We start from the raw sequence: 23,719 nt of genomic DNA, 5'->3' as shown, positions 1-23,719 counted from the left end.
TTTTTTGCGCACCAGGCAGGAGTTGATACCGCGCGTTGTGGAAGCAAGACTTGGCTTTCAATTCTTATCAGGTCTTGCCATGTCCCTCTTCGTTTTTCGAACGCATGCCGCTCGTCTGCTATGTCTTTTCGGGGCGCTCGCCTGTATGGGTATCGCCTGCGCGCAGTCGTCAGGCGCGAATCGCTCCGGTCCCGGTCCTGCGGGTGCTACCAACGCCCATCCGGCGGGCCTGAAGTGGCCGACGCGACCGCTGAGGCTGGTCGTCGGCTTCGGTGGCGGCTCGTCGCCAGATTTCGTGGCGCGCGTCTTGGCCGCTCCCATGGCGAAGGCGCTGGGCCAGCCAGTGATCGTCGAGAACCATCCAGGCGCCAGCGGCAATATCGCGGCGGACATCGTCGCGAAGTCCACCGACAGGCACACGGTCGGCATCCTGATCAACGGCAACATGACGATCGCCAAGATCCTCAATCCGGCGACCTCCTTCGACCCGCAGAAGGACTTGGTCCCGCTGAGCATCATCTGCACGGCGCCGCTGGTCCTCGCCTCGACGTCGGCGGTCTCGACGGCCGATCCCCGCGGCTTCCTCGAGGCGGCGCGCGCGGCCGGAAGCAAGTGGAGCTATGGCACGCCCGGCATCGGCACGATCGGCCACCTCGGCATGGAGCTTCTGAAGGCCCGCACAGGCATCGGCGCCGTGCATGTGCCCTACCAGGGAAATCCGCAGGTCATCACGGGTCTGGTCGGAGGGCAACTGCAGCTGGCGCTCCTTCCACCGGGCCTCGCCCAGGAGCAGGTCAAGGCCGGAAAGCTGCGCGCAATCGGCGCGACCTCGGCGCGCCGCTCCGAACTCGTGCCGGACTACCCGACCCTGCAGGAAGCGGGCCTCAAGGATTTCGAACTCGAGATCTGGACCGCCGCCGCGGCGCCCGCCAGTCTGCCTGCTCCCATCGTGCAGCGCCTGACCGAGGTTCTCTCGGAGGTCATCCGCCTGCCAGAGGTGCGGCAGAAACTCTTCCAGCACGGCTACGAGGCTGCTGGCATCTCGGGGGAGGCGCTGATGCGCCGGGTGAAGGCCGACACGGCCTCGCTTACCGAGATCATCGCGAGCCAGGGCATCAAGCTCGAATAAGGAGATACCCATGAATTCAGAACAAGGGCGCCCGAGCGGGCGCCAGGAAACGGCGGCCGCGGTCCATGACACAACCCCAGCTGATGCCGGCAGCCACGAGGACGCCCAACGGATCCTGCAGTCGCTGCGCGACGAACTAGATGGATTGGACAGAACGCTGCTCGAGACCGTCAGGCGCAGGCTCGATTGCTGTTGCCGGATCGGACTGCACAAGCGCGACCATGCGATTCCGATGATGCAGCCCCATCGCATCGGCGTGGTGCAGGCGCGTGCGGCCGACTTTGCCGCCAAGCACGGCATGAGTCCGGCGTTCCTGCGTGCCCTCTACGAGCTGATCATCACGGAGACATGCCGGCTTGAGGATGAGATCATCGGTGCGCCCTCGACGTCTGCATGAGTCGCTCGTTTTGCGCTCGAGCAAGCGCGCTGGTTCCGGCTCTGCCGGCGCTCGCGCATGCCGCGAACCCCATCAGGTGGCCGTCGAGGCCGAGCCGCTGGTCATGCGGCACCGCCAAGGCGAACATATGCTGATCTTTTCAACGCTGGGCCATAAGGGCAGCAACCATCACTTCGTTCTCCAGCAGTACCTGGGCGCGCATGGCATTGCGCCAGCCTGCCGCATCGTGTTGTTCGATGACTTCCACAGCGGTGCGCGCGCGCTGATCGCCGGCGAGGCGGACTACCTGCTTCAATGCGCCGTGCATCCGGCCGCCGCCGAGATCACAGGCACCTATCGCACGGGCATGGTGGTGGTCGACGCCTTCATTTCTCCCAGTCAGCCCATGGCGCTGGTGCGGTCCATGGGAAGCGGGGAGGGAGCTGGCAAGGTGGGCGTGCAGACTGCGACGCAGAGCTATGCCGACCTTTCCGCCTGGCCGACCACCGTCCACGAGCCGACGGTGCTCGCGGTCCAGTCCGGTCTGACAGAAGGGCGCTACAGCGCGGGCATCGTCTTCACTTCCTTCGCGATGGCACATGCAGAGCGCTTCGAGGTGGTCCAGTCCATCGGCACCGTCTGCGATGCATGGATCGTCTACGGACGCCAGGCCGTCGACGATGGCAGGGCCGTCGTCTGGGACGACAGTCCGGTCGCACGGCAGTTCCGGACGCGGATCAAGCGATCGTCGGAGCCAGGCGGCAGTTGAAGCCGTGGTCCACTGTCGCGGCGGGGCGTAGCTCCGTCGATAGCTAGATCATGGGCTTCCAGCAGATGACGAAACCGGAGGATGCGACGAGGGGTCACGTCCACTCTACGGATCGAGGTCCCCGCCAGGGTTGGCGGAGCCCTGTTAGCCAGCAGGCTTGCTGCGCTTGAGAAGTGACCACATAGGCCAAGTCTCCTTTATCGCGCCCTTGGCAACTTCGGTTGCGGAAGACCGTTCGTATCCCTCCGGACGGTCAATCACGACCACGACGGCGGTGCCTTCGTCGCGTAGGAGCTCCCACGGCCAATCCTGATGCATCGCATCTTCCACGACCAACTCGGCATGGACGTCCTCGTATCCGGGTGGCCGCTTCAACGCAACAAATACTCGGTGATCGGGCGTCATGGTCTGTTCATTCCAATGTGGCGGTGCATCTCATCATTGAAGAATACAGCGACCGTCGTCTGCGCAGATCCGCATCCTCGGCACCTGAATCGTCAAAGATGAGGTGACTGGACGGTTATCCTTCGTCGTCACACGACCCCAATCACGCCGGGCAGTGCCCGTTCGGGCGCGCATCTTGGCCGGCTCGATCCCAGCCGTCTTCCCGCGACGCGATTGGTCGAACAGCTGTGCACCTCGGCCCTGGTGTGTCCCCGAGCGAAATACGCCTTCTAGCGTCGCAAAGGCGTCGCGACCCCCTTTGCGCTCATCAGGTGGCCGAGCGGCAGCGCCACCTCCGACTTGATCTCGCGCAGCACGATGCTCGAGCGCACGTGCGTCACGCCCGGCAGGCTGAAGAGCACCTCGTGCAGAAAGCGCTCGTAGTGCTTCATGTCGGGCACCGTCACGTGGAGGATGTAGTCCGCCGGCCCGGTGGCCGACACGCAGCGGATGATCTGCGGGCTCGCGGCCACCACCTCCTCGAAGCGCTGCACCATCGCCTCGCTGTGGCGATCGAGGTTGACCTCGGCCACGGCCGAGACATGCAGGCCCACCAGTTCAGGATCGATCATGGCCGTGTAGCCGCGGATCACACCGGCCGCCTCCATGTCCTTGATGCGCTTCCAGCAAGGCGTGGGCGAGAGCCCGACGGCCTCTGAAATCTGCTGCACCGTCTGCCGGCCGTCGTGCTGCAGCGCAGAAAGGATCTTGAGGCAATGCTCGTCAAGAGAAACAGAATCGACGTTCATAGCGGTTTCCGAGAGGATTCTTCTTCAAACAAGGGTCTGCGCCAGTGTATTGAAGAAACACTTACTCGGGGTGCGGCAGAACAATTCCGGGCATGAACGCCCCACACAAGACGACCGCGCTTCGACGGCCCGACTACCAGCTCTCCGACAACCTCTGGGCCGATGCCGGCTCGGTCTTCATCACCGGCACGCAGGCGCTGATCCGCATCCTGGCGATGCAGAAACAGCGCGACGCGGCACGCGGCCTCAACACGCAGGGCTTCGTGAGCGGCTACCGCGGCTCGCCGCTGGGCATGGTCGACCAGGCCATCTGGAAGGCGGGCGAGCGCTTCAAGCAGACCGGCATCCGCTTCGTGCCGGCCGTGAACGAGGAGCTTGCCGCCACGCAGGTACTGGGCACGCAGCGCGTGGAGTCCGACCCCGAGCGCACCGTTGAGGGCGTCTTTGCCATGTGGTACGGCAAGGGCCCGGGCGTGGACCGCGCGGGGGATGCGCTCAAGCACGGCAACGCCTACGGTTCGTCGCCGCACGGCGGCGTGCTGGTGGTGGCGGGCGACGACCACGGCTGCGTGTCGTCGTCGATGCCGCACCAGAGCGACCACGCCTTCATGGCCTGGCGCATGCCGGTGATGCAGCCCGCGAGCGTGGCCGAATACCTGGAGTTCGGCCTGTACGGCTACGAGCTCTCGCGCTATTCGGGCGCGTGGGTCGGCATGGCGGCGCTGTCCGAGATCGTCGAGAGCGCGGGCACCGTGGACCTCGACGCCGTGAATGCGCGCGTGGCCGCCTGGGAAGACGCCGACGCCGTGCGCGCCGCCACCGGCCACGCCGCGCCGCCCGACGGCCTGCACTACCGCTGGCCCGACCTGCCCTCGCTGCGCATCGAGTCGCGGCTGGAGGACAAGCTCGCCGCCGTGGCCGCATTCACGAAACGCAACAGCATCGACCGCCACGTCATCGTGAGCCCGCATGCGAAGGTGGGCATCGTCACCTGCGGCAAGGCGCACCACGATTTGATGGAGGTGCTGCGGCGCCTGGAGCTCTCGCCCGAGCAGCTCGCGCGCGCCGGCGTGCGGCTCTACAAGGTAGGGCTGAGCTTTCCACTCGAGCAGACGCGGCTGAAGGAATTCGCGCAGGGGCTCGAGGAGATCCTGGTGGTGGAAGAGAAGGGCGCGGTGGTCGAGACGCAACTGCGTGACATCTTCTACAACGCGCCGCCCGATGCGCGCCCCGTGCTCGTGGGCAAGCACGACCGCGAAGGGCAACCGCTGGTGTCCGCGCTCGGCGAGCTGCGCCCGTCGCGCCTCATCGAGCTGGTCGCGCACTGGCTGGCCGTGCACTTCCCCGACAACCACGACCTCGGCGACCACCTGCAGCATGTGCGCGACTTCACGCCGCCCGATCTGCTGGGCAATGCGAGCGACAGCGTCAAGCGCGTGCCTTACTTCTGCGCCGGCTGCCCGCACAACACCAGCACCAAGGTGCCCGAAGGCTCAACCGCGCGCGCGGGCATCGGCTGCCACTTCATGGCCAACTGGATGGACCGCAGCACCGCGGGCCTCATCCAGATGGGCGGCGAGGGCGTCGACTGGATCTCGCACGCCATGTTCACCAAGACGCCGCACGTGTTCCAGAACCTGGGCGACGGCACCTACTACCACTCGGGCTACCTCGCGATCCGCCAGGCCGTCGCGGCCAAGGCCACGCTCACCTACAAGATCCTGTTCAACGACGCGGTCGCGATGACCGGCGGGCAGCCGGTGGACGGCGTCATCAGCGTGGACGCGATCGCGCGGCAGGTGGAATCGGAAGGCGTTACCAAGGTGGTGGTGGTGAGCGATGCCATCGGCAACTACGACGCCATCAAGAACAAGTTTCCGGCGGGCACCGAGTTCCACGACCGCGCCGCGCTCGACGAGGTGCAGCGGCGCCTGCGCGAAATGCCCGGCGTGACCGTGCTCATCTACGAGCAGACCTGCGCCGCCGAGAAGCGCCGCCGCCGCAAGAAGGGCGAGCTGGCCGACCCGCCGAAGCGCCTCTACATCAACGAGGCGGTGTGCGAAGGCTGCGGCGACTGCACCGTGCAGAGCAACTGCGTGGCCGTGCTGCCGCAGGAAACGCCGATGGGCCGCAAGCGCAAGATCGACCAGACCAGCTGCAACAAGGACTATTCCTGCGCCAAGGGCTTCTGCCCCAGCTTCGTGGGCGTTACCGGCGGCAAGCTGCGCCGCAAGAGCGGGGCGCTTGCGGCCGGGCGCGATGCCTTTCTGCATCGCGTGGCGGCGCTCGCGCATCCCGCGCCGCATGCATGGACCGCCCCCTACGACCTGCTCGTGACCGGCGTGGGCGGTACCGGGGTGGTGACGGTGGGTGCGGTCATCGCGATGGCCGCGCACCTGGAGGGCAAGTCCGCCAGCGTGCTCGACTTCATGGGCTTCGCGCAGAAGGGCGGCTCGGTGCTAAGCTTCGTGCGGCTGGCCGACACGCCCGAGCGGCTGAACCAGGTGCGCATCGACACGCAGCAGGCCGACGCCATCCTCGCGTGCGATGTGGTGGTGGGCGCTTCGCCCGACGCGCTGCAGACCGTGCGGCACGGGCGCACGCGCGTGCTGGCGAACGTCCACGAGATCCCGGTGGCCGAATCGCTGCGCAACCCCGATGCCGACCTGCACGTCGACCTGCTGCTGGAGAAGATGCGATTCGTCGCGGGCGAGGAACAGGTCGAGACCTTCGATGCGCAGAGCCTGGCCGAGGAGTTCCTGGGCGACACGCTGGCCGCGAACATCGTGGCGACCGGCTATGCGTGGCAGCGCGGCCTGGTGCCGCTGAGCCTCGAGGCGCTGATGCATGCGATCGAGCTCAACGGCGTGGCGGTGGCGGCCAACCAATCGGCGTTCTCATTGGGGCGGCTTGCCGCAGGCGACCCTGCCGCGCTCGACCAGCTGCGGGCGGCGCCCCTGCAAGCGCAGGCGCAGCAAGCAGACCAGCGCCCGCTGGACGCGTTGCTAGCCGATGCGCGCCGCCAACTCACCGGCTACCAGAACGCTGCGTGGGCCGCGCGCTTCGAGGCACGAATCCGCGCACTGCAGGCGGCCGAGTCCGCGCTGACGGGCGGCGATGCGGGCCTGCCCTTCACGCGCAACGCGGCGCGCAGCCTGTTGAAGCTCATGAGCTACAAGGACGAGTACGAAGTCGCGCGTCTGTACACGGACGGCACTTTTCTGCAGAAGCTCAAGGACCAGTTCGAGGGTGAACTGAAGCTCGAATTTCACATGGCTCCGCCGTTGCTCTCGCGTCCCGTGCACGGAAGGGCTCCCACGAAGATTCGCCTTGGCGCTTGGATGCTCCCGGCCATGAGGTGGCTGGCGCACGGCAAGCGGCTGCGCGGCACGGTCTTCGACCTGTTCGGCCATACGACGGAGCGGCGCATGGAGCGTGAGTTGATCAATCACTTCGATGGACTGCTGCAGGACATGGTTGGTGAGCTGACTGCCGGCAATCAGACGATTGCCGCGCGTGTGGCTGCCTTGCCAATGTCGGTGCGCGGTTTTGGCCACGTGAAACTTGCGAACCTCGAATCTGCGCGCCTCCGCGAAGCGGAGTTGCTGCATCGCTTCGCGCCGACGCGATATGCAAAGCCGGTGGCCGGTGCACCGGGGGCGGGCCAGATCCGCGGCATAGCGATCGTGACGGGCGCAAGATCCTGAGGGGCCAAGCGGAGTCTGGCAATTCGCCGCTGCAGACAGCCTTGTGTGGAAAGAGGCGCTGTGACGCTCGGACGCCGGTACATTTCCGAGCTCACACGTGGTACGGCCAGTTGCTTGCTCGCTGCGCCGGCAGGCGTCACAGGCAATCTCCGGGCAATGCCGCAAGCGCACGGCTGGCGGTAAAGAAGAAGATCAGGGCCGGCGCACCTTCGGTGCAATCGATCTCGAATACTCCGCGGCGGCGCCAGACAATGAACCACTTGGACGCATCGCGGGGAATCCCAATGAAGTCTCATTGACCGTCTTTCACTTCAAATCGGGCTCAGTCGCAACGAGCGCGGCAGACAAGATCGGGGTCTTGTCTTGAGCAATTGCCGGCAAGGACCATCTTTGGGCATATTTGCCAGCCAACGCCCCGCGTCATCGATCAAGGAGAGGCCGCGATCACGCGCCCACCAGGCTGAACGGAGCGAGGGCAACGGCCAAGGCCACGTACATCGCCATCGCAAGAAGGCATTAAGCAGTCAGTTCCTCGGCCGTCTTGCCACTCTCAAGTGCAGCCTTGAACCAGGCGGGCCGAGGCCCACGCCCACCCCAGACATTGCCTTGATCATCCTTGTACTTCGGGACGGCGCTACCCGGCTTGGCCTTCGGCCTGGATACGGTGGACTTGACCTTGCGACCTTTCGGAGTCTTTGCGCCGCCTGTGTCCACCCCCAAGTCGCTGGCAGTGAATCCATAAATCACGATTGCTTCCTTGATGCGTTCGAGGACGCCAGCCGCTTCCTTTTTGCGAAGCGCATCAGCTTCTTTTTGCAATTGTTGAATCTGCTTTTGCACTTCAAGATATGTTTTGGCCATTGGGTGAATCGCTTTGCAATAAAAAGCGATGTTTATACACCCATGCCAATGACGTGAGACTCGACAATGCGGGTCCTGCGCGGCGGTATGCCGCGCTTGGCGGACTCGGTATTAACCGGGACATCGTTAATCGATACAGGTCAAAGCGACCTAATTCTGATGACCCAGCGGGCCAGTCGATGAGATCCAAAGATGAACGTCCCGCGCGAGCATTCATCTATGCAAGTCGGTGTCGACCGCATTGCATCTGGGCACGATCATCGGATCACCGGCCCCGCTTCGATTCGCTGGAGCAGTTCTGGCAGCGCTACCAGAGCGCTCCCCCTGTCTGGGCGAGCCGCTGTTGCACGCGATCTCTGGCGGGGCGCTCAGATGAATGCTGTCGTGCTACGCGGCTTTCGGCAAAAATAAATCCACTGCGACCGCCCGCGTTCGCGAGCGCATGCGCCGTGGAAGGTGAAACCAGCGCCAGTCGACGCGCACGCGCTGGAAGACCACGCTGGCAGCCGCGTCAGGACGTCGCGCAGACAGGCAGGCGGGGCGTGCCCGTAGAGCTTGGCCAAATGGATCAAGCTCATAACGGTGGCTGCTCGTTTGGCCCTCGTAAACGCCTGCTTCTAGTGAGTAGAGGTCGACGTTTGATCACCCCCGAAATGGGGTATTTACGTACCTTTGGTTTATCGTCGGTCGGGCCGCCGCGTCGGGTTTTGGCATCACCGCATAGGGCGCATGGCCTCAGCGCCCGCGCCACAATCGCCACCAACGGGGCCGCGCCGTCCGCATCTCTAGTGGCCGCATGTCGAGAGTGTCGTAGTTGGTGAATGGCGCACCGGCACGCCTGCGCAATTCAGTCTCGAGCTCGTGCGCTATCCCGCGGGCGTGGAGATCTCCCTCGAGAGCCTTCCTGCGCCACCCGATCGCCATCGCATTCAGCGTCTCGTCGGGCAACTCTTGCTTGGTGGTCATACGTAAATTCCGTCGCTGCTGTTGACCGCTTACGCATGCCCAACGCATAAACGCGGGACTTTGAAACGGCTGGGCATCAAGGCAGGCCGTCACAAGCGCGTGTTTCTCCTGAACAAATATTGAAGAGTGACAGCGGTTGGCGTCGGGGCAATTCCCTGAGCGACTTTTTTTCTCCCCGACCTACCAACGCCAAACCACTGTCGAGATGCAGTGTGCTTGGCCCAGGTGAAATGGAAGTGAAGTCTGTGCAGGAGTTCCGTGAAACGATACCAGCCGTCTTGTGGCGGGCTACCCTTTTGATCCAGCTGTGCATATGCCCGGGCGCCGTAGAGGCGTTCAGCTCGGTTTCACATCGAAGTACGCCTCGTCGGCATCGCCCCAATCGCGGAACGATGCGGACTAGACCGTCGGGACCGTGCCCCCGTCTATCAGGTGCTCGGAGCCCGAAATCGCAGCTCTCGGCAATGCCAGAAAGGTGATCAGATCGGCAGCTTCCTTCGGCTTGCAGGACGGCCGAGCGGAATACCGCCACGCGATTGCATGATGCGCTGTTTGCCGCCCTCGTAGTCCGACCGGCCTGATCGGCAAGGCGTTCGGCCGGCGCCACAGGCGCTTCTGTCTCGATCCATCCGGGTGACACGCGCAGCACGCGCACTCCCTTGGCCGTCACTTCTTTCGACAACGCCTTGCTGTAGGTCGACAAGGCCGCGTTGGCGGCCGCAGAGGCAGTCGTCGACTCCGGCAGTGGCAGCACGCGCTGAATCGAGCTGCGGTGGATGGTGACGCCCGAACCCTGCGCGAGCATCGCGGGCAGCAGCGCACGATCGAGCCGAACGGCCGGCATCCGGTTCTGGTTCTCGTTCAGTTCGGCGAACCACTGCGCATCATCGAGGGCAGCAATCCACCGCCCGGAGCGCCGGAGCCGCCCACCACAACCAGCAGGATGTCGATGCCGCCCCAATGGTCGAGCATCGACTGCGCCACCTTGGCGGCGCCCTCGGCCGTCGAAAGATCGGCTGCGATATGGATCGCGCCCTCGGTTGCCCTGTCCGCCGGCTGGAGCTGCTTCGGGACAGCGGTCTGCCGCCTGATCGGGGCATCCGCGCGAGAGACCTCTCGAGGTCCTTCTGCAGGCTTGTCTGCGCGCATTCGACCTCGCTGCAGCTTGCCCATCACGCAACGCCGTGGGGGTTTGGCGCTCGGAATTCTCGTGGGATGCCTCGCAGGAAAAGTGCGTGCCGTGCAAGCATTGCCAGGCGCATTCGAGGTCCGGATCATGGCCCTTTTTGCGAAGACGTGCGAGCTCCCAGGCACAGGATCGCCATGCGATACAGGTGCTGGACGACGGTACGTTTCGTCCCCTGTGGCTGTTCGTGTCGTTCAAATTCATGAAAACTCTTGTCCAATGCACCGTGACGATGGCCGTGCTCGCCATGGGCGTGTCTTCGGTCACCAGCGCCCAGGTCGGCTACCTGGGGCCGGCAGGCAGCTGGACCCATCAGGCTTGCATGGATCTGTTCGGTGACGAGAACCTCGTCGCGCTCGACAGGGAGGCGCTTTTCAAGGCCTTGCGTGCGAAAACCGTCGCCAAGGCCTGCGTGCCCGTCACGACGTCCGTGGTGGGGACCACGCCTTACCTTGACGACGTGCTGGCCCTGGACGGCGTGCAGGTGGTGGCCGAGTATCCGAAAGAGCTGGGCTACAGCTTGCTGGCCAGGCCGGGCACGCGCCGGCAGGACATCCGCACGGTCATCGCCCATCCCGTCGCGCTGGAAGAGGTCAAGCCCTGGCTCGACAAGGAAATGCCGGACGTCGAGCGCAGGGCTGCTTCCAGCGGAGGCGCCGCTGCGAAGCTGGTGGCGGAAGGCACTGCGTCGGACCTCGCGGCCATGGGGCCGCCGAGCGCAGCCCGTATCTACGGGCTGACGCCGATCGTCAACGGTATCGAGGAAGGACCGCACAACACCACGCGCTGGTGGGTACTGGGGCATGTGCCGCCAGCACCGAGCGGGAGCGACAAGACCAGCCTGCTGCTGACCGTCGACGAAACCGACTTCCGGCGCTCGCTGCGGGCGCTTGCGCAAGCGACCCAGGTCCTGGCCATCTACGAACGACCGGGAAAGAAATCGCTGGACGGCCACCGGTATGTGGTCGACATCGTGGGCCATGCGTCGCAGCCGGAGATCGCCAAGCTGCTGGCGGACCACGCGGAGTTTCGGCTTCTTGGTTCCTATCCTCGAAGGTATTGAACGCCATTGCGCGCGTGCGGGTCAGCGGCCCCATCCAGTCGTCGAGGACGCGGCGGCTTGCGACCGAACGGTCCGGGAAACCTTCCTTGAGGCCCGAATCGCAGCCCGGGAGATCCGGCTCGTGGGCGTGCTGTGGCGAGCCAGTGGACGGCTGGTGCGTCCCATCGTCCAAGACGACTCGAACGCGACGAGTGGTCCTTTCAAGAGAGAACGTGGCGGGGCAGACAGATGGTGAAAACGCATCCGACACTCGGTACATCCCGAATGGTCAGGGCCCGAGATCGGCCTCGACGCTCTGACGGGCGATGGAAAGGCCCAGACCCAGGCCCGACCTGTCATGACTGTGCTGATTGAAGGGCGCGAACATCGTGGCGGCGCTTCCCGGCGGCAGGCCGCCGCAGTGGTCTTCGACTTCAACCAGTACCTGTTCGCCAAGCTCATAGGCCTTCAATGTGATGTCGGTGTGTGGATGGGTGAACTTGAAAGCGTTCTGCAGGAGGTTCGCCAGCGCTGCAAGCAGCAGTTCGCGATTCCCTCGAATCGTCAGTAGTTACTAGTGGGCACTGCTATTCGCCGAACCAAACGACCAGCCACGACGCAACAGCAAGAAGCGTGCATGTGAACACTGAATATGGATGCTCTCGATGGAAAGTCCAAGCGACAATTTCATGGAACGGCCTGGGCATTTGAATCCTTGCTCGCCGATGGCGAGATGAAAGAACAATGCGCGCTTGGCAGCTGTCAGTCAATCCAAATTAAGTGGTACTCCGCCAGCGCAGCGGGCATTGGACTGAAGCAGTTGGTGTCTATCTGCAAGCATGTCGAGCGGTCGGTTGTGTCCTGGGACAGTCAGCCGATGTCAGCAACCCATCGAAGAGGAAAGCTCAACGAGCGTGCTGTCCAGGCCGCGCACCTACGGCACTGGTCCCCGGGGGCTTGGTGCGAGGTTTTGCCAGTTCTGTCGCCCACGGTGTGCTGGCTGCCGGCACTCAAGTACACGAGTTGCGGCCACTCGCGTTTAGCCTCCGCGCCGCTAAGGCACGATCTCGGCGACGCCCAGCAAGTTGCCCTCGCTGTCTCGAAACCACGCGGCGCGCTCCCCGTGGCCCTTGCTGGGATAGTTGCCCTGTATATCCATGATGCCGTTCACCGTGCCTTTGTATTCCTCGAAGACGACACCGCGCGCACGAAGGTCGCGAACGGTCGTTTCGATGTCGTCGACGTAAAAGCCCATCTGGGTGAACGACCCGTCGGACACGCCGGCAGATGCGAAAAGGCAGAAGGTGCCGTGCGAACTCTCATAACGCAGCCCGCCTGGGCGTTCCTCGACGGGCTCCAGGCCCAGCTTGTCCGCATACCAGCGCCGCGCCCTCCAGAGGTCTTGCGCGGGAATGCGGGCTTCGATTCGAGCTCGGGTCAGCATGTGTGGATCTTATGAAGGACCGGGTGCGAGGGTCAACGATTCTTCCAAGGCAAGGCCTGCGATCCCGCCATGCCGCGAGTCCACGCTCTCCCGGTCAGCTCTTCGTTGCAGGCAACTCGCGCGTCACGGCCTTGAGCCGTGACCATCTCGTTCAGGCCTCCCAGCGGCTTATGAACATGCTCGCTTTCAGACTTGCCTTCAGGATCGCTGCCTCGCGGCTGGGTTGAGGCTCGCAAACCAGCGAACGAGGCTCTTGGCCGAATCGAGAGATACGTGCCATTCCGACGAAAGCTCGACCATCGTTGGCGATGACCGACAGCTCGATTTCCCATTCATGAATGTTTCGCGGCGAGGGGAGATGCGAATGAGCGATCTTCTGGGAGGCGCGAAGCGCGCGCCTGTTGGACCGGACGAAATCCGCTCCAATTTCTCGCCACGAGATGGTCGTCTCTCGAATTCGCTTCGTGGCATCAGACAAGGCCCCGAATATCGATCCGGAGCGCGAGCCCAAAGGTATTTGCCCGGAAAGCAGAGCTGCAAGTCCATGCGAGCATTTGCGTAAGAATTTCATCTTGCCTTCGGCGTGACAGGACGGCCGAGCGGAATACCGCCGCACCCAAGGCGGCAACGGGCATTTTGCACTGACCGTGCCATCCCACCGTTCTTACCAGCGCACGCGTACCCCAGCAGATCCGTTGATCGAGCTCTTGACCTTGGCATCACCGCCCGACGACCAGAGCTTGCCGATTTCGGCGTACAGGCTGGTCGTTGGGCCTAACGCCAGCGTGAAGCCGCCAGCCAGTTCGGTGCTCGTGCCGCCAGTGGGCGCTGCGATGTCGGTGCGCGTCGCACCGTTGACGGAGCGCGCGATGTCCGTACCGCTCGAGGTGCGGTAGACGTTGAAGCGGCCGTACGGCTGCAGCGCGCCCATGCTGGTGTCGATCTGACCCTTGACGCGCACGCCGGGCGCGCGCGATCCAGCCGCTGTCGGCATCGGGCTGAACCACGGCACCGAGGATGAGAGAGTCGCTCAGGCCCATATGCTGGTGAATCAGCTGCAGCAGCGGCTCGATGCTCCAGCCGCTGCTGCCCAGTGCAAAGGCCTGGCCGACTTCGATGGACCCCAGCAAGCTGTTGCCCTAGCCGCCTAGGCCTGCGCCGAGCATCGGCTCGACCGTGTAGCGATAGCGGCCCGACTGCACCACGACGTCGGCGTACAGGCCGCTGTCGGCGGTGAAGGTGCCGTACAGGCCCACATACCGGCTGCGCAGGTCGTTGCGGCCGGTGCGCAGGTTGCTCACGCCGCTGGCGAATCCGTTGACGGTCGCATCGCCATCGAGCTGGCCGACGTACAGACCGGCGCGCACGTTAGGCGTGGCCAGCAGGTCGGTGCCGGCCTGGAAGCCGGCGAGGCGTCCCTTGCTCGTGGGCGACACCGTGCCGCCTTGCTGGATGTCGATGTCGGTCGAAAGCACGTGCGCCCAGGCACGGCGGCCCGAGCCGGTCGGCGTGGTGGCGGTGCGCGAGTTCGCACATGGCTGGCTCCGGCAAGACCTCGCGTCCGCGTGCGAACGTCAACTAGAGTACGCGCATGTCCTTCTGCCCATGCGATCTCCTCGCCCGCTCCCTGGCCGTCAACGCTCTCGCTTTCGCGCTCCCCGTGGCGGTCCATGCACAGCCGGCGCCTTCGGACGATGGCGAAACGCTCCCCGCCATCACCGTGAATGCCAGGGGCCGTTCGGAAGCCGCCCAGCAAGTTCCGATCCCGCTGACCTCGATCGATGGCGAGGCCCTTGAGACGCAGCAAAGCTGGCGGCTCGAAGACCTGCAGCAATGGTTGCCGAGTACCAGCATCACCTTCGGCGATCCGCGGCAATCGGCCATCGCGGTGCGCGGCGTCGGCAGGAATCCATCGAACGACGGCCTCGAGGGCAGCACGGGCATCTACCTCGACAACGTCTACCTGGGCCGCGCGGGCATGGCGACATTCGACCTGCTCGACATCGAGCGCGTGGACCTGCTGCGCGGGCCGCAAGGCACGCTTTTCGGCAAGAACACGACCGCCGGCGTGCTGGCGTTGCACACGCGTCCGCCGAGCCGCGAGACCGAGCGCACGCTGCAACTCTCGATCGGTCAGCGCGGCCTTGGGCAGGGGCAAGCCATCTTCTCGGGCGCCTTGTCCGAAGAGACGGCGGGCCGGCTGCTGGTGTACGGCACCCATGAACGCGGCAACATCGAGAACATCTACGACGGCGGCAGCGTCAACGGAGGCAATCGATCCGGCATTCGCGGCCAATGGCTGCTGCGCCGTGGCGACGCCTTCAGCCTGCGCCTGATCGCCGATGCGCACCGCGAGCGCTCCACGTACGGCACCCGTGTCATCTACTCGCTGGGAAGCGGACCGGCGGCGGTCCGCGCACTGGCCGGCGGCGCCAGCGGCATCGTCACCGACCCGCGGCGCTATGCGGTCAACACCGACGGCGTGGAGCGCGTCGATCTCGATCAGGGTGGCATGTCGGCCGAAGCGAGCTGGAAGCTCGGGTCCGGCGCCACCGTCACGTCCATCACTGCCGGCCGCTCATGGAAGTTCGTGCCGACGACCAACGACAACCTCAATATCCCCGTGCTGATCGACGGCGGCTCCCGCGTGCGCCAGCAGCAGTTCTCGCAGGAGCTGCGCTACGCGGGGCCCACCGGCGGCGTGGTCGACTATGTGGTGGGCGCGTTCTACATGCGCCAGCGCATGCGCAACGAGATATTCACCGTGTTCGGTCCGCGGGCGGACATCGTTCTGCAGGGAACGTCCTTGCCGGTGCTCGCCAACGCGAGCACCGTGAGCTTCGGCGCGCTCGACACGGAGAGCTTCGCGCTCTTCTCCCAGGCCACGTGGCACGCCACGTCCAGGCTCGACCTCACGGCCGGCCTGCGCATCACGCAGGAGCGCAAGGACGGGCGCACCCATCGCGGCGACTCGACCGGTGGTTCCGCTGCCACCGCGTTCCTGCGCAATCGTCCGATCGTGCTTGGTGCCTACGACACAGGCTCGCTGGCCATCCGAAAGACCAGCCCATCGGCGCTCCTGAGTGCGAGCTACCGGCTGGATGACGACGCGATCGGCTACGCGAGCCTTTCGCACGGCGAGCGGTCGGGCGGGATCAATCTGGCGGGGCCGGGTGCCGCTCCCGGCCCGCTCGGCGCCTCGTCGCTGATCATCGGGCCCGAACGTGTCGACAGCCTGGACGTCGGCGTCAAGAGCAGCCTCTGGAATGATCGCCTGACACTTAACCTGAACGCCTTCCTGGCAGGCGTGCGCGGCTACCAGACGTCGATGTTCGTGCCCGCCGGCGCAGGCGCGGGCAACTACGTCGAGATCCTCACGAACGCGGGCGATCTCCGTAGCCGGGGACTGGAGCTGGATGCCACTGCGCGACCGGCGCGCGGGCTGACCGTGTGGGCCAACGCCGCCTTCAACGATGCACGCTATCGACGCTATGAGGACGCGCCTTGTCCGTCAGAACGCGCGTTCGTGCCGCAGGGGCGCTGCAGCCTGACCGGACGGCAGGTTGCCGGGGCGCCGCGCTGGACATTCAACGTGGGCGCCGAATACCGCAGGTCCGTGAGCCCCACCACCCAGCACTTCGTTTCTGCGGCGTACGCGTGGCGGTCCGCACAGGACGGCACGCTCGACGGATCGGTTCACTCACGCATCCCAGCCTATGGCCTGCTGAACCTCGCCACCGGTTGGAAGGTCGCACGGGGCAATGAAATCTGGAGCATTTCGCTCTGGTTGCGCAACGCGCTCGACAAGAAGTATTTTCCGACCGTGGCCGCCACCGCGAACGGTGCATACGTGGCATCGGTCGGGACGCCGCGCACGATGGGACTGACAGTCCGGCTGGACTACTGACGGTTCTCATCCGTTCCCTCACAGCGCCAGCGTTCAACCTGGAGTCCGCCTCAGACCCTCACCTTTTCGCGAAACGCGTAGGGTGTCTCTTTTCGCGCCTGCCGCGTCTATCTCGCGTTGAGAAGGCAGTTGATGCTTACCGCATTTATCGCAGCGATAGAGGCATACCCACGGCAGCATGCGCATCCACGGACTGCGACGCGCGCGCTTCAGATGATCGATGTCACACAAGCAAGCGGAAAGAAGATTGAGCATGGAACTCGACGTCGAAAAGGTTATTGATGCTCTCCTTGCCAAAGCTCTACGTCATAGAGGCGCTGCTTCAGTGCTGGGCGAAATTCTTCCCCTGAGTCACGACCATTTCGATACCAAGTTCATGGGGTTCTAGCTTTCTAGCCGCAAGCGCTCAGCGGAAGCCGCCCGCGACGAGACGTCTTGCTCCGAACCTCAAGGAAGCCTCGCTTATCCAAGCCGTGCTGTCACATTGAATCAACGGGTTTGCATGTTTGCAGTCCCCGGAAAGCTTGGTCTCTCGCCGACCAGCCAGACGTAGAGCTCGATCCGTTCAGCATCGTTGATTCCCGTTCGCCGTGAGCTCATCTCTTCGAATTTGGCCAGTACTTCACCCACGTTGGGATGCACCTTCTTCGTCAGATACATCGGCATCTCGGCCCACTTGGGTCCGACACCCGTGGCCAGCCATCGGGCATTGACCCCGAAGTAATCGGCAGTGATGAACAGGTAGGTCGACTCGATCCCACTGCGCTGGCCCGAAAGCCAACCGGTAATCGCCGAGCGTGTTACCCCACAGCGGCGGGCGAGGTCGGCCTGCCACCCCCGGTTCATGTCCGTCGTGAGTTCCTTCAGGCGCTCCGCGAAATTGCCGCTCATGGCTGTGGCCCCGCTGTCTTGCTCCAGATATCGAAAGGGCAGGGCAGCGAGGAGCGCTGCGGCGACACACGACCATGCACGCAGCTTTGCTTGCCTCTGTCACGCATGCCCCATCTACCTTGTGTTCAGAGAGAAATCGAGACCCATCGTAGTTGGTGCAGCAAGACAAGTGCAACCAAGGAGCGGGGGGCCGCCTCGCGCTCGGGGCAGGCGTCTGGCATAAGCGGCGCTGCCTGGGGAGGGGGAAAAGGGTGAGACATGGAATCCAGTGTTGAGGACAGTTCCGTGACGCTGCCTTGCCAAGCCTGCGGCTAGGCTTTCTGAAATGCGTCCCTGCTATTTTTTCATGAGAATTGCTGTTTTTGCTCCCCTCTTGTTGGGGTGTGTTCTCGTGCCTGACGCCCTGCGTATCTGGATGGGAGGAGAAGCGGAGGGGCGCGTTCCTGGTGGAGCGGTTCAATCGATGATTGCGGGGAACGCTCGCGCCTCTTGATTGCCAGGTCCTCTGCCCAGTGGCTCGACCAGCTCAGGTTCGTGCCGAACCCAAAGCCGAATGGGTTGCCCTTGGGTTTTTTCGTGGCAGTTGGAGGGTCGTCACGCGGGCCAACGTCCAGGTCGTCGATCATCCACTGCAGCGCGGGTAGGCCGGCGGCCATTGCTCCCTTGTAGGTGCCCAGCCCTTCGTCGGCGTGTTCGATCTGCGCCCGTCGGATGGGTCCTGAACGGCTTCAGCGAGTACCCAGCCGAACCGTCCGGGTTCCTGCTCTCGACGTACACAGCGCGATGCAGCGAAGCGAGGCGATCAAGGCCTTGCGATTCGTGTCCGTGAGTCCATCTTGCGACGCTCCGATGGAAGCGGCAACAGCACGTGGCTGAATCCAAGGGCTCGCCAGTGTCTAGGGAAGCCGGGGTGATTCACCGATAGGTACGGCGATATGCGAAGCTTTTATAGTGATTCTTCGAAGGCCCTTCCTTCCCGCGCTCGAGGTCATCCTGCGTGACAGCAGAACCGCCCGGTCCGGATCGTGTCGGGCTGTCTTGCTGTCCGTGCGGCATCCATACCGCGTCCGTGTCCTCGTTCTCTCGCTTGCTAACGCGAACATCGCAACTGCGCGCTCTTGCATCGACCGTTTACTTAGATGCAGCGGCAAAGTGCGACACCGCCGTTGGAAAAGGCGCGACAAGATGGGGGCGCGAATTCAGCCGCGGCGATGGGCCTCCGATCGACGACGATGGTGCGCCGTCCGCGGATTCAAGTGATGCGCGAAACGGACCTGGCGCTGTCTCTACAGGCCGTCCAGATCTTCAATTCCGCATTAATGCGCCTGCCGCTCGCCAGGGCCGGATCCCGCGCATCGACGGCCACCAAACGCTCGGCGAGCGCCAGTGCGACACCGCACCGGGCAACGACGCCGCTGCGTACCTGGACATCTCCGGCGGATTCGCCGCGAGCAGGCGGTTGGCGCCCTCGATCACGGAGCGCACGCGGTCGCGGTCCAGGCCGGGTTCGGGCTGCCAGAGCGCGTCCATCGCATCTCGAATTTCCGCAGCCAGCTCGACGCCGATCGCGCCGCCGCCGATGGTGGCGATCGACAGAGTCTCCTGATGCCCGCGCGCCAGCCTGAAGGCCCGCGCGAGGAGTGTCTCGCGAATCCGCATCGCCTGCGGTGGCGTGTTCGGGAACAGACAGTGTCCGTGTGCCAAGCGTGTCGAAACCGTTTTCTCGCTACGTTGCGTCACCAAGGATCGCTGGCGTGTTCAGCGGGAATGAGTGAGGCAGATGGCGCCGTATGTCTGATCGGACGCTAGCCATGCCGTCCAGAGCTCACACTCGTCGATAACCCTCAAATGCAAATTCATCGCAGTAGCCGGTGTGAATTTGTTCACGCTTCCGAGCTTTGGCACGTCTGCGAAAACGACTTGCCTATCACACGGCGGGGGCCTGTGTATATCGTTCGCCAGCTGCCGCCCAATGGGGTACCCGGTCAGACTCCTGAATCTGGGTAACCCCACCCGACCACAGGGGGCGCGCAGCCTTCGCGCGCTGCTCGCCCGCATCCATGCGGAAATGCTGACATGCGCGCCACGTGATCGGGTGAAGCGCATGTCAAAGCAATCTGGGGACGCTGAAGACCGCGAAGAGTGGTTGCATGTCCGCATGCGCCGCGGCCGAGGCAGCACGCCTGTAAAAATCAGTCGAAAGGCTTTGGAGGACCATTTCGGAGTCGTCGGCGACGAACGCTCGCTGGCCTCCCTCTATGCGAGCAATGCCGAGGTCATTCACGGTGCCATCCGCGCCAAGATGGCGACCCTAGGTTCTTCCACCATCGAGAATCCGATAGAGATCCACTCGTCGGACCTGTCTTCGCCGCCAGGCACTGCGCATTCCGCTCGGGGGCCAAGAGCTATCGCCGACGCTGAATTGCAGACAACCCTCGAAAAAATAGCAAGCGTAGGTCAGCAGAACCAACGGGGCCTAAGCAACTATGTCCAATGGAAATCTGCCACAGGCAGCGTCGAGCTTGTCGGCGCGTTCTCGGCCGACCAGCTTGAGCTTATGGCGAAATGGATGAGACGGGCGTTCGGCGATGGCTCGGCGTCAGCGGAAGGTGACGTTGAAGGTCAGCCGTGAAGGCTAAGCTGAACCCGGCGAACGCCTGAAAAAGCGCCCGAGTCGTCGGGTACTAACGGCGGTGGAAAGCTGCATCTTCTTCCGGCGTCAAAGCTCATTGTGCTCAAACGGCACTCCGTCCGATCAGCTCAAAATCTGCCGCCCCCTTTCCCCAACGCAGCCAGCGACGCATCGCCGACCGGTCCGTCCGGTTGAGCGCCGATGGCGGAGGCCAGGGCTGCCCAGAGGCACAGACCGCGTTCAAGTAGCCCTGCTCATCCGTGGATTCCGTCACTATTCACGAAGTCAAGTGAAGCCAAATGGAGCGCGTCTCAAGCGTGGATCATCTTTTGCCTCGTACATTCGGCCGATGTCAAAAAAACGCGTTCCCGCTGAAGGTGAATCGTTTGTGCAGAAGCTTCGAGAAACGGTGCGCTTGGCCGAAGTCGGGGAATCCATGGCAATCCGGATTTTCAACAACGATGGCACTCATCGAGACCTTGTTTTCGGGGGCACCGAAACTCATCGGGCGGCCGCCCTCGCGGACTTGTGCAGGGCGCATCTGCAATGACGACCTTCATCACCCATATCTATGACCTTATGAACCCTGAAGACGTTTTCGACTTCTTCGACGAAATGGTTATTACTCCATCGGATTGCATGGCCCTACGCTTTCATGCCCCGGACGGCTCAGTCAAGGATGTTGTTTGGGGTGGGACATGCGAAGAGCAGGAAGCCGCCACGGCTGCACTCCAGATAGGTAAGGACGGAATCCTGCACTAGCGGTGCAATCTTGTAGCGTATTTTTACCAGAGCATACGGATCCCGAGCGATCCGTTGATCGAATTCTTCTAGGCATTACCGCCTGATGACCAAAGGCACTGAAGTTCAGCTGGAACTTGAGTGCTCGGACATCTGCTCGCGCAGGACCCAACGTCTGATGACACGAAAGGTTGCCACGCCTGCGTTCAAGCACGTTCTTGCATTGCTCGAACGGATTGGACTACCAGTCCTGCTGTGCAGTGTTGCCTGTGCAAGGCACCTCTTGATGATGTCGCTGTCCTTGGCGCCTACCATCATGCGCGTGCGCTGCTCGGCCGCGTGACGAACGAGCGCGCATGAAAAAGCCCGCGCTAGGCGGGCTTCGGAATGTGGTCGTGAACTCTTACGCGGTCCACGCTACGGCAAATTCGTTTGCATGAAGTCATTTTTGTTTTTCTCGTCGTAGTGACTTCGACGCGCTGGTGAGAGATTCAGCTTGCCTGGCCAGGCAGCGCCCACTTGAGTGGTAGGCGATGAGGGATTATATCAGGCTGCTGCGTGTCCTTGCATTCGATGGCTAGGTGGTCCAGTACGTGCCGCCAGTAGCCGGCGGGATCTTCGATCGACAGGCGGTGGAGCGCGTCGTAGTCCGCGGCGCAAGCGCGGCGTGCCAGCGCGGTGAGCGGCGAGCGGGCCACGCGGGCTTCGTCGGGCGTCCAGAGGGTGAGGTCAGGAAACTGCATGGGCTGCTTTCGTCCGACGGTTCATGGGGCCTTGCGGCGCGCGCCGCGGAAGTCCGGCGCGCGCTGGGCCAGAGCTCGACCTCGGCATCCAGCTGCTCGGGCGCCACCACGCGGTTGACCAGTCCCATCGCGAGCGCCTCCTCGGCGCCGTAGCGGCGGCACAGGTACCACATCTCCCTGGCGCGCTTCTCGCCCGCCACGCGCGCGAGCAGTGCGGTGCCGAAGCCCGGGTCCACCGAGCCGACCTTCGGCCCGACCTGGCCGAACACCGCACCGGTGCTGGCGATCGCAAGGTCGCAGACCGTCACCAGCACGTTGCCGCCGCCGATGGCAAAGCCCTGCACGCGGGCGATCACCGGCTTGGGGATGTCGCGGATCAGGCTCTGCAGCTCGTCCATCGGCAGCCCGATGGTGCCGCGCGAGCCATAGCCGCCGGCGCCGTGGCTCGATTGGTCGCCGCCGGTGCAGAAGGCCCGGTCGCCGGCGCCGGTCAGCACGACCACGCCGATCTCTCGGTTCCAGCCGGCGCGGCCGATGGCGTGGAGCAGCTCCTCGGCGGTGCGCCGCGCACGGCGTTGTAGACCTCTGGCCGGTTGATCGTGATGCGCGCCACGCCCTCGTGTTCTTCGTAGAGGATGTCTTCGTAAGGCAGGTTGGAGGAGGGAAGTGATGCGAATGTCACAGAGAAGCCTCCAGCACCGTCAGCGCGCCATCGAACGCGTCCAGTCCCTCGGCGAGCTCGGTGTGTGTGATCACGAACGGCGGCGACACCATCACCACGTTGTAGCGGCCGTAGGCGTGGACGCCGCGCCGCATCAACTCGCCGTAGAACACCTTCATCGGCCCGGAGCCGCCCGCGTGGTGCCACAGCACCAGCGGCTCGCGCGTCTGTCGGTCCTTCACCAGCTCGATGCCGAAGTGCGCGCCCATGCCGCGCACGTCGCCCACCACCGGATGGGCGCGCTGCAAGGCCTGCAGGCCTTCGCGCAGCCAGCCTTCGATCTCGAGCGTGCGTTCGAACAGGCCCTCTTCCAGGTAGACCTTCAGCGCCGCGACGCCTCCGGCCACCGCGAGCACGTGGCCGGCATGGGTGTGGCCCACGTCGAACAGCTCGGTGTCGAAGTGGCGGGCCACGCCTTCGCGCACCAGCACGCCGCCCAGCGGCGTGTACGACGAACTCGCGCCCTTGGCGAAGGACATCAGGTCCGGCAGCACGCCCAGCCGCGTGGCGGCGAAGGCGGCGCCTGTGCGGCCGAAGCCCGTCATGACCTCGTCGAACACCAGCAGGATGCCGTGCCGGTCGCACAGCGCGCGCACGCCCTGCAGATAGCCTTCGGGGTAGATCACCATGCCGCTGGATCCGGTCATGGGCTCCAGCACGATGGCCGCGACGTTGTGCGCGCCTTCGTGCGAGAGCACCTGTTCCAGATGCTGAAGCGCACGCCTTGTTTCCTCGGCGGCATCGATGGTGAAGAAGGGGCTGCGGTAGGGGTAGGGGGTGAAGAACTTCACCATGCCCGGCAGATTGGGCATCGGGTCGCGCCAGCGGTCGACGCCCGTCATCGCGCTGCCGCCGATGGTGCTGCCGTGGTACGAGCGGTAAGCCGTGAGCACCTTCGACCTGCGCGTGACCAGCCGCGCGATCTTCAGCGCATCGTCGTTCGCCTCGCCGCCGCCGGACGCGAAATGCACGCGCAGTCCCTCAGGCCACGGGGAAATGCGATTGAGCAACTCGGCATATTCCGCCCGCACGTCGTTGAAGTAGCTCGACGCCACCCAGCAGAGTCTTTCGGCCTGCTGCTGGATTGCCTTCACCACCTTCGGATGGCCGTGCCCGAGGGGCACGGCCACATAGCCGCTGGTCATGTCCAGGTACGACTTGCCGTCCTGGTCGAAGAAGTGGCAGCCTTGCGCGCGCGTGATGACTGGCGGATTGGGTCCGCCCTGCACCGACCACGAGACCAGCACTTGTCGGTAGGCCGCGGGCAGCTGAGCGTTGGCCTGTCCATGTATCTGAAGGTCCATTGGAGTTCCTGTAGATGAAATAATCTGATTGCCTCAACTGGCAGTCCGGATCGAGCATAGAAACAGGCGCAGTAGCGGACAAATCAATCCTTTGACAGCTGGCCCCC

At 64.1% G+C, this 23,719-nt stretch carries 22 protein-coding genes and 2 pseudogenes; 9 read left to right on the top strand and 15 right to left on the bottom strand.

Going from position 1 to position 23,719, the window contains the following annotated elements; all coding sequences use genetic code 11:
* Positions 1 to 79: 79 nt before the first annotated feature.
* The 3 genes from M2282_RS00235 to M2282_RS00225 all read left to right on the top strand — a co-directional run bounded on the left by M2282_RS00235 (position 80) and on the right by M2282_RS00225 (position 2,274).
* Positions 80 to 1,129, top strand: a complete 1,050-nt coding sequence (locus M2282_RS00235; RefSeq protein WP_280806808.1) for a Bug family tripartite tricarboxylate transporter substrate binding protein — start codon at positions 80 to 82, stop codon at positions 1,127 to 1,129.
* A 10-nt stretch (positions 1,130 to 1,139) separates the two neighbouring features.
* Positions 1,140 to 1,526 (top strand): chorismate mutase family protein, encoded by a 387-nt coding sequence (locus tag M2282_RS00230; protein WP_280806807.1) that lies wholly within the window; start codon positions 1,140 to 1,142, stop codon positions 1,524 to 1,526.
* Positions 1,527 to 1,653: 127 nt separating this feature from the next.
* Positions 1,654 to 2,274 (top strand): hypothetical protein, encoded by a 621-nt coding sequence (locus tag M2282_RS00225; protein WP_280806806.1) that lies wholly within the window; start codon positions 1,654 to 1,656, stop codon positions 2,272 to 2,274.
* A gap of 144 nt (positions 2,275 to 2,418) precedes the next feature.
* Here M2282_RS00225 and M2282_RS00220 read toward each other — a convergent pair whose 3' ends face one another.
* Both M2282_RS00220 and M2282_RS00215 read right to left on the bottom strand, forming a co-directional pair.
* A complete protein-coding gene (locus M2282_RS00220; RefSeq protein ID WP_280806805.1) occupies positions 2,419 to 2,679 on the bottom strand; it encodes a hypothetical protein in 261 nt (86 codons plus the stop codon).
* A gap of 269 nt (positions 2,680 to 2,948) precedes the next feature.
* Positions 2,949 to 3,467, bottom strand: a complete 519-nt coding sequence (locus M2282_RS00215) for an Lrp/AsnC family transcriptional regulator (protein WP_280806804.1) — start codon at positions 3,465 to 3,467, stop codon at positions 2,949 to 2,951.
* Positions 3,468 to 3,559: 92 nt separating this feature from the next.
* Between M2282_RS00215 and M2282_RS00210 the strand changes: the two genes are divergently transcribed.
* On the top strand, positions 3,560 to 7,174 hold the full coding sequence (locus tag M2282_RS00210; protein WP_280806803.1) for an indolepyruvate ferredoxin oxidoreductase family protein: 3,615 nt from the start codon (positions 3,560 to 3,562) through the stop codon (positions 7,172 to 7,174).
* A 516-nt stretch (positions 7,175 to 7,690) separates the two neighbouring features.
* Here M2282_RS00210 and M2282_RS00205 read toward each other — a convergent pair.
* From M2282_RS00205 to M2282_RS00195, 3 genes and pseudogenes are all read right to left on the bottom strand, one after another.
* On the bottom strand, positions 7,691 to 8,035 hold the full coding sequence (locus M2282_RS00205; protein WP_280806802.1) for an H-NS histone family protein: 345 nt from the start codon (positions 8,033 to 8,035) through the stop codon (positions 7,691 to 7,693).
* A 735-nt stretch (positions 8,036 to 8,770) separates the two neighbouring features.
* On the bottom strand, positions 8,771 to 9,001 hold the full coding sequence (locus tag M2282_RS00200) for a hypothetical protein (protein ID WP_280806801.1): 231 nt from the start codon (positions 8,999 to 9,001) through the stop codon (positions 8,771 to 8,773).
* Positions 9,002 to 9,400: 399 nt separating this feature from the next.
* Positions 9,401 to 10,039 (bottom strand): annotated as a pseudogene (locus M2282_RS00195) (oxidoreductase); the annotation flags it as partial.
* A 350-nt stretch (positions 10,040 to 10,389) separates the two neighbouring features.
* Between M2282_RS00195 and M2282_RS00190 the strand changes: the two are divergent.
* On the top strand, positions 10,390 to 11,250 hold the full coding sequence (locus M2282_RS00190; protein WP_280806800.1) for a prephenate dehydratase domain-containing protein: 861 nt from the start codon (positions 10,390 to 10,392) through the stop codon (positions 11,248 to 11,250).
* A gap of 268 nt (positions 11,251 to 11,518) precedes the next feature.
* On the opposite strand, the gene M2282_RS00185 is transcribed toward M2282_RS00190, so the two are convergent.
* The 5 genes from M2282_RS00185 to M2282_RS31025 form a co-directional block, all read right to left on the bottom strand.
* On the bottom strand, positions 11,519 to 11,746 hold the full coding sequence (locus M2282_RS00185) for a sensor histidine kinase (protein WP_280807694.1): 228 nt from the start codon (positions 11,744 to 11,746) through the stop codon (positions 11,519 to 11,521).
* A 537-nt stretch (positions 11,747 to 12,283) separates the two neighbouring features.
* A complete protein-coding gene (locus tag M2282_RS00180) occupies positions 12,284 to 12,673 on the bottom strand; it encodes a VOC family protein (protein ID WP_280806799.1) in 390 nt (129 codons plus the stop codon).
* Positions 12,674 to 12,824: 151 nt separating this feature from the next.
* Positions 12,825 to 13,151 carry a hypothetical protein gene (locus M2282_RS00175; RefSeq protein WP_280806798.1) on the bottom strand — a complete coding sequence of 109 codons (327 nt, stop codon included), beginning with the start codon at positions 13,149 to 13,151 and terminating at the stop codon, positions 12,825 to 12,827.
* 186 nt (positions 13,152 to 13,337) lie between these two features.
* Positions 13,338 to 13,667, bottom strand: coding sequence for an autotransporter domain-containing protein (locus tag M2282_RS31030; RefSeq protein ID WP_348541715.1), 330 nt, complete (start codon positions 13,665 to 13,667; stop codon positions 13,338 to 13,340).
* Positions 13,668 to 13,812: 145 nt separating this feature from the next.
* The gene (locus tag M2282_RS31025; RefSeq protein ID WP_348541714.1) at positions 13,813 to 14,148 is read right to left on the bottom strand and encodes an autotransporter outer membrane beta-barrel domain-containing protein; all 336 of its coding nucleotides are present in this window, start codon (positions 14,146 to 14,148) and stop codon (positions 13,813 to 13,815) included.
* Between the two features lie 116 nt (positions 14,149 to 14,264).
* On the opposite strand from M2282_RS31025, the gene M2282_RS00165 reads away from it, so the two are divergent.
* Together M2282_RS00165 and M2282_RS00160 are read left to right on the top strand one after the other, a co-directional pair.
* Positions 14,265 to 16,580 (top strand): TonB-dependent receptor, encoded by a 2,316-nt coding sequence (locus M2282_RS00165; protein ID WP_280806797.1) that lies wholly within the window; start codon positions 14,265 to 14,267, stop codon positions 16,578 to 16,580.
* Between the two features lie 253 nt (positions 16,581 to 16,833).
* Complete coding sequence (locus M2282_RS00160; RefSeq protein ID WP_280806796.1) at positions 16,834 to 16,968, top strand: hypothetical protein; 135 nt, start codon at positions 16,834 to 16,836, stop codon at positions 16,966 to 16,968.
* A gap of 101 nt (positions 16,969 to 17,069) precedes the next feature.
* On the opposite strand, the gene M2282_RS00155 is transcribed toward M2282_RS00160, so the two are convergent.
* Both M2282_RS00155 and M2282_RS00150 read right to left on the bottom strand, forming a co-directional pair.
* A complete protein-coding gene (locus tag M2282_RS00155; RefSeq protein WP_280806795.1) occupies positions 17,070 to 17,471 on the bottom strand; it encodes a helix-turn-helix domain-containing protein in 402 nt (133 codons plus the stop codon).
* Positions 17,472 to 18,776: 1,305 nt separating this feature from the next.
* Positions 18,777 to 19,211 (bottom strand): hypothetical protein, encoded by a 435-nt coding sequence (locus M2282_RS00150; RefSeq protein ID WP_280806794.1) that lies wholly within the window; start codon positions 19,209 to 19,211, stop codon positions 18,777 to 18,779.
* A gap of 364 nt (positions 19,212 to 19,575) precedes the next feature.
* On the opposite strand from M2282_RS00150, the gene M2282_RS00145 reads away from it, so the two are divergent.
* Positions 19,576 to 20,103 carry a hypothetical protein gene (locus M2282_RS00145; protein ID WP_280806793.1) on the top strand — a complete coding sequence of 176 codons (528 nt, stop codon included), beginning with the start codon at positions 19,576 to 19,578 and terminating at the stop codon, positions 20,101 to 20,103.
* Between the two features lie 352 nt (positions 20,104 to 20,455).
* On the opposite strand, the gene M2282_RS00140 is transcribed toward M2282_RS00145, so the two are convergent.
* A complete protein-coding gene (locus M2282_RS00140) occupies positions 20,456 to 20,650 on the bottom strand; it encodes a hypothetical protein (protein WP_280806792.1) in 195 nt (64 codons plus the stop codon).
* Between M2282_RS00140 and M2282_RS00135 the strand changes: the two genes are divergently transcribed.
* Positions 20,650 to 20,865, top strand: coding sequence for a hypothetical protein (locus M2282_RS00135; RefSeq protein ID WP_280806791.1), 216 nt, complete (start codon positions 20,650 to 20,652; stop codon positions 20,863 to 20,865). The two genes, M2282_RS00140 and M2282_RS00135, sit on opposite strands and share 1 nt — an antisense overlap.
* Before the next feature lie 790 nt (positions 20,866 to 21,655).
* Here the strand turns inward: M2282_RS00135 and M2282_RS00130 are convergent.
* Together M2282_RS00130 and M2282_RS00125 are read right to left on the bottom strand one after the other, a co-directional pair.
* Positions 21,656 to 22,239 (bottom strand): annotated as a pseudogene (locus M2282_RS00130) (enoyl-CoA hydratase-related protein); the annotation flags it as partial.
* Between the two features lie 26 nt (positions 22,240 to 22,265).
* Complete coding sequence (locus tag M2282_RS00125) at positions 22,266 to 23,612, bottom strand: aminotransferase class III-fold pyridoxal phosphate-dependent enzyme (RefSeq protein ID WP_280806790.1); 1,347 nt, start codon at positions 23,610 to 23,612, stop codon at positions 22,266 to 22,268.
* Positions 23,613 to 23,719: the final 107 nt, after the last annotated feature.

The organism is Variovorax boronicumulans (assembly GCF_029892485.1).
Classification (GTDB): domain Bacteria; phylum Pseudomonadota; class Gammaproteobacteria; order Burkholderiales; family Burkholderiaceae_C; genus Variovorax; species Variovorax boronicumulans_B.
Note: the sequence above shows the minus strand (reverse complement) of the source record. Positions and strands in the feature narration are given on the sequence as shown.

Excerpts from the sequence above, each read along its gene's own strand:
- M2282_RS00230 (WP_280806807.1), top strand. The coding sequence starts at position 1,140 with ATGAATTCAGAACAAGGGCGCCCGAGCGGGCGCCAGGAAACGGCGGCC.
- M2282_RS00220 (WP_280806805.1), bottom strand. The coding sequence starts at position 2,679 with ATGACGCCCGATCACCGAGTATTTGTTGCGTTGAAGCGGCCACCCGGA.
- M2282_RS00190 (WP_280806800.1), top strand. The coding sequence starts at position 10,390 with ATGAAAACTCTTGTCCAATGCACCGTGACGATGGCCGTGCTCGCCATG.
- M2282_RS00145 (WP_280806793.1), top strand. The coding sequence starts at position 19,576 with ATGTCAAAGCAATCTGGGGACGCTGAAGACCGCGAAGAGTGGTTGCAT.
- M2282_RS00165 (WP_280806797.1), top strand. The coding sequence starts at position 14,265 with ATGTCCTTCTGCCCATGCGATCTCCTCGCCCGCTCCCTGGCCGTCAAC.
- M2282_RS00205 (WP_280806802.1), bottom strand. The coding sequence starts at position 8,035 with ATGGCCAAAACATATCTTGAAGTGCAAAAGCAGATTCAACAATTGCAA.
- M2282_RS00225 (WP_280806806.1), top strand. The coding sequence starts at position 1,654 with ATGCTGATCTTTTCAACGCTGGGCCATAAGGGCAGCAACCATCACTTC.
- M2282_RS00215 (WP_280806804.1), bottom strand. The coding sequence starts at position 3,467 with ATGAACGTCGATTCTGTTTCTCTTGACGAGCATTGCCTCAAGATCCTT.
- M2282_RS00210 (WP_280806803.1), top strand. The coding sequence starts at position 3,560 with ATGAACGCCCCACACAAGACGACCGCGCTTCGACGGCCCGACTACCAG.
- M2282_RS00200 (WP_280806801.1), bottom strand. The coding sequence starts at position 9,001 with ATGACCACCAAGCAAGAGTTGCCCGACGAGACGCTGAATGCGATGGCG.
- M2282_RS00235 (WP_280806808.1), top strand. The coding sequence starts at position 80 with ATGTCCCTCTTCGTTTTTCGAACGCATGCCGCTCGTCTGCTATGTCTT.
- M2282_RS00155 (WP_280806795.1), bottom strand. The coding sequence starts at position 17,471 with ATGAGCGGCAATTTCGCGGAGCGCCTGAAGGAACTCACGACGGACATG.
- M2282_RS00160 (WP_280806796.1), top strand. The coding sequence starts at position 16,834 with ATGGAACTCGACGTCGAAAAGGTTATTGATGCTCTCCTTGCCAAAGCT.
- M2282_RS31030 (WP_348541715.1), bottom strand. The coding sequence starts at position 13,667 with ATGCCGACAGCGGCTGGATCGCGCGCGCCCGGCGTGCGCGTCAAGGGT.
- M2282_RS00180 (WP_280806799.1), bottom strand. The coding sequence starts at position 12,673 with ATGCTGACCCGAGCTCGAATCGAAGCCCGCATTCCCGCGCAAGACCTC.
- M2282_RS00135 (WP_280806791.1), top strand. The coding sequence starts at position 20,650 with ATGACGACCTTCATCACCCATATCTATGACCTTATGAACCCTGAAGAC.
- M2282_RS00125 (WP_280806790.1), bottom strand. The coding sequence starts at position 23,612 with ATGGACCTTCAGATACATGGACAGGCCAACGCTCAGCTGCCCGCGGCC.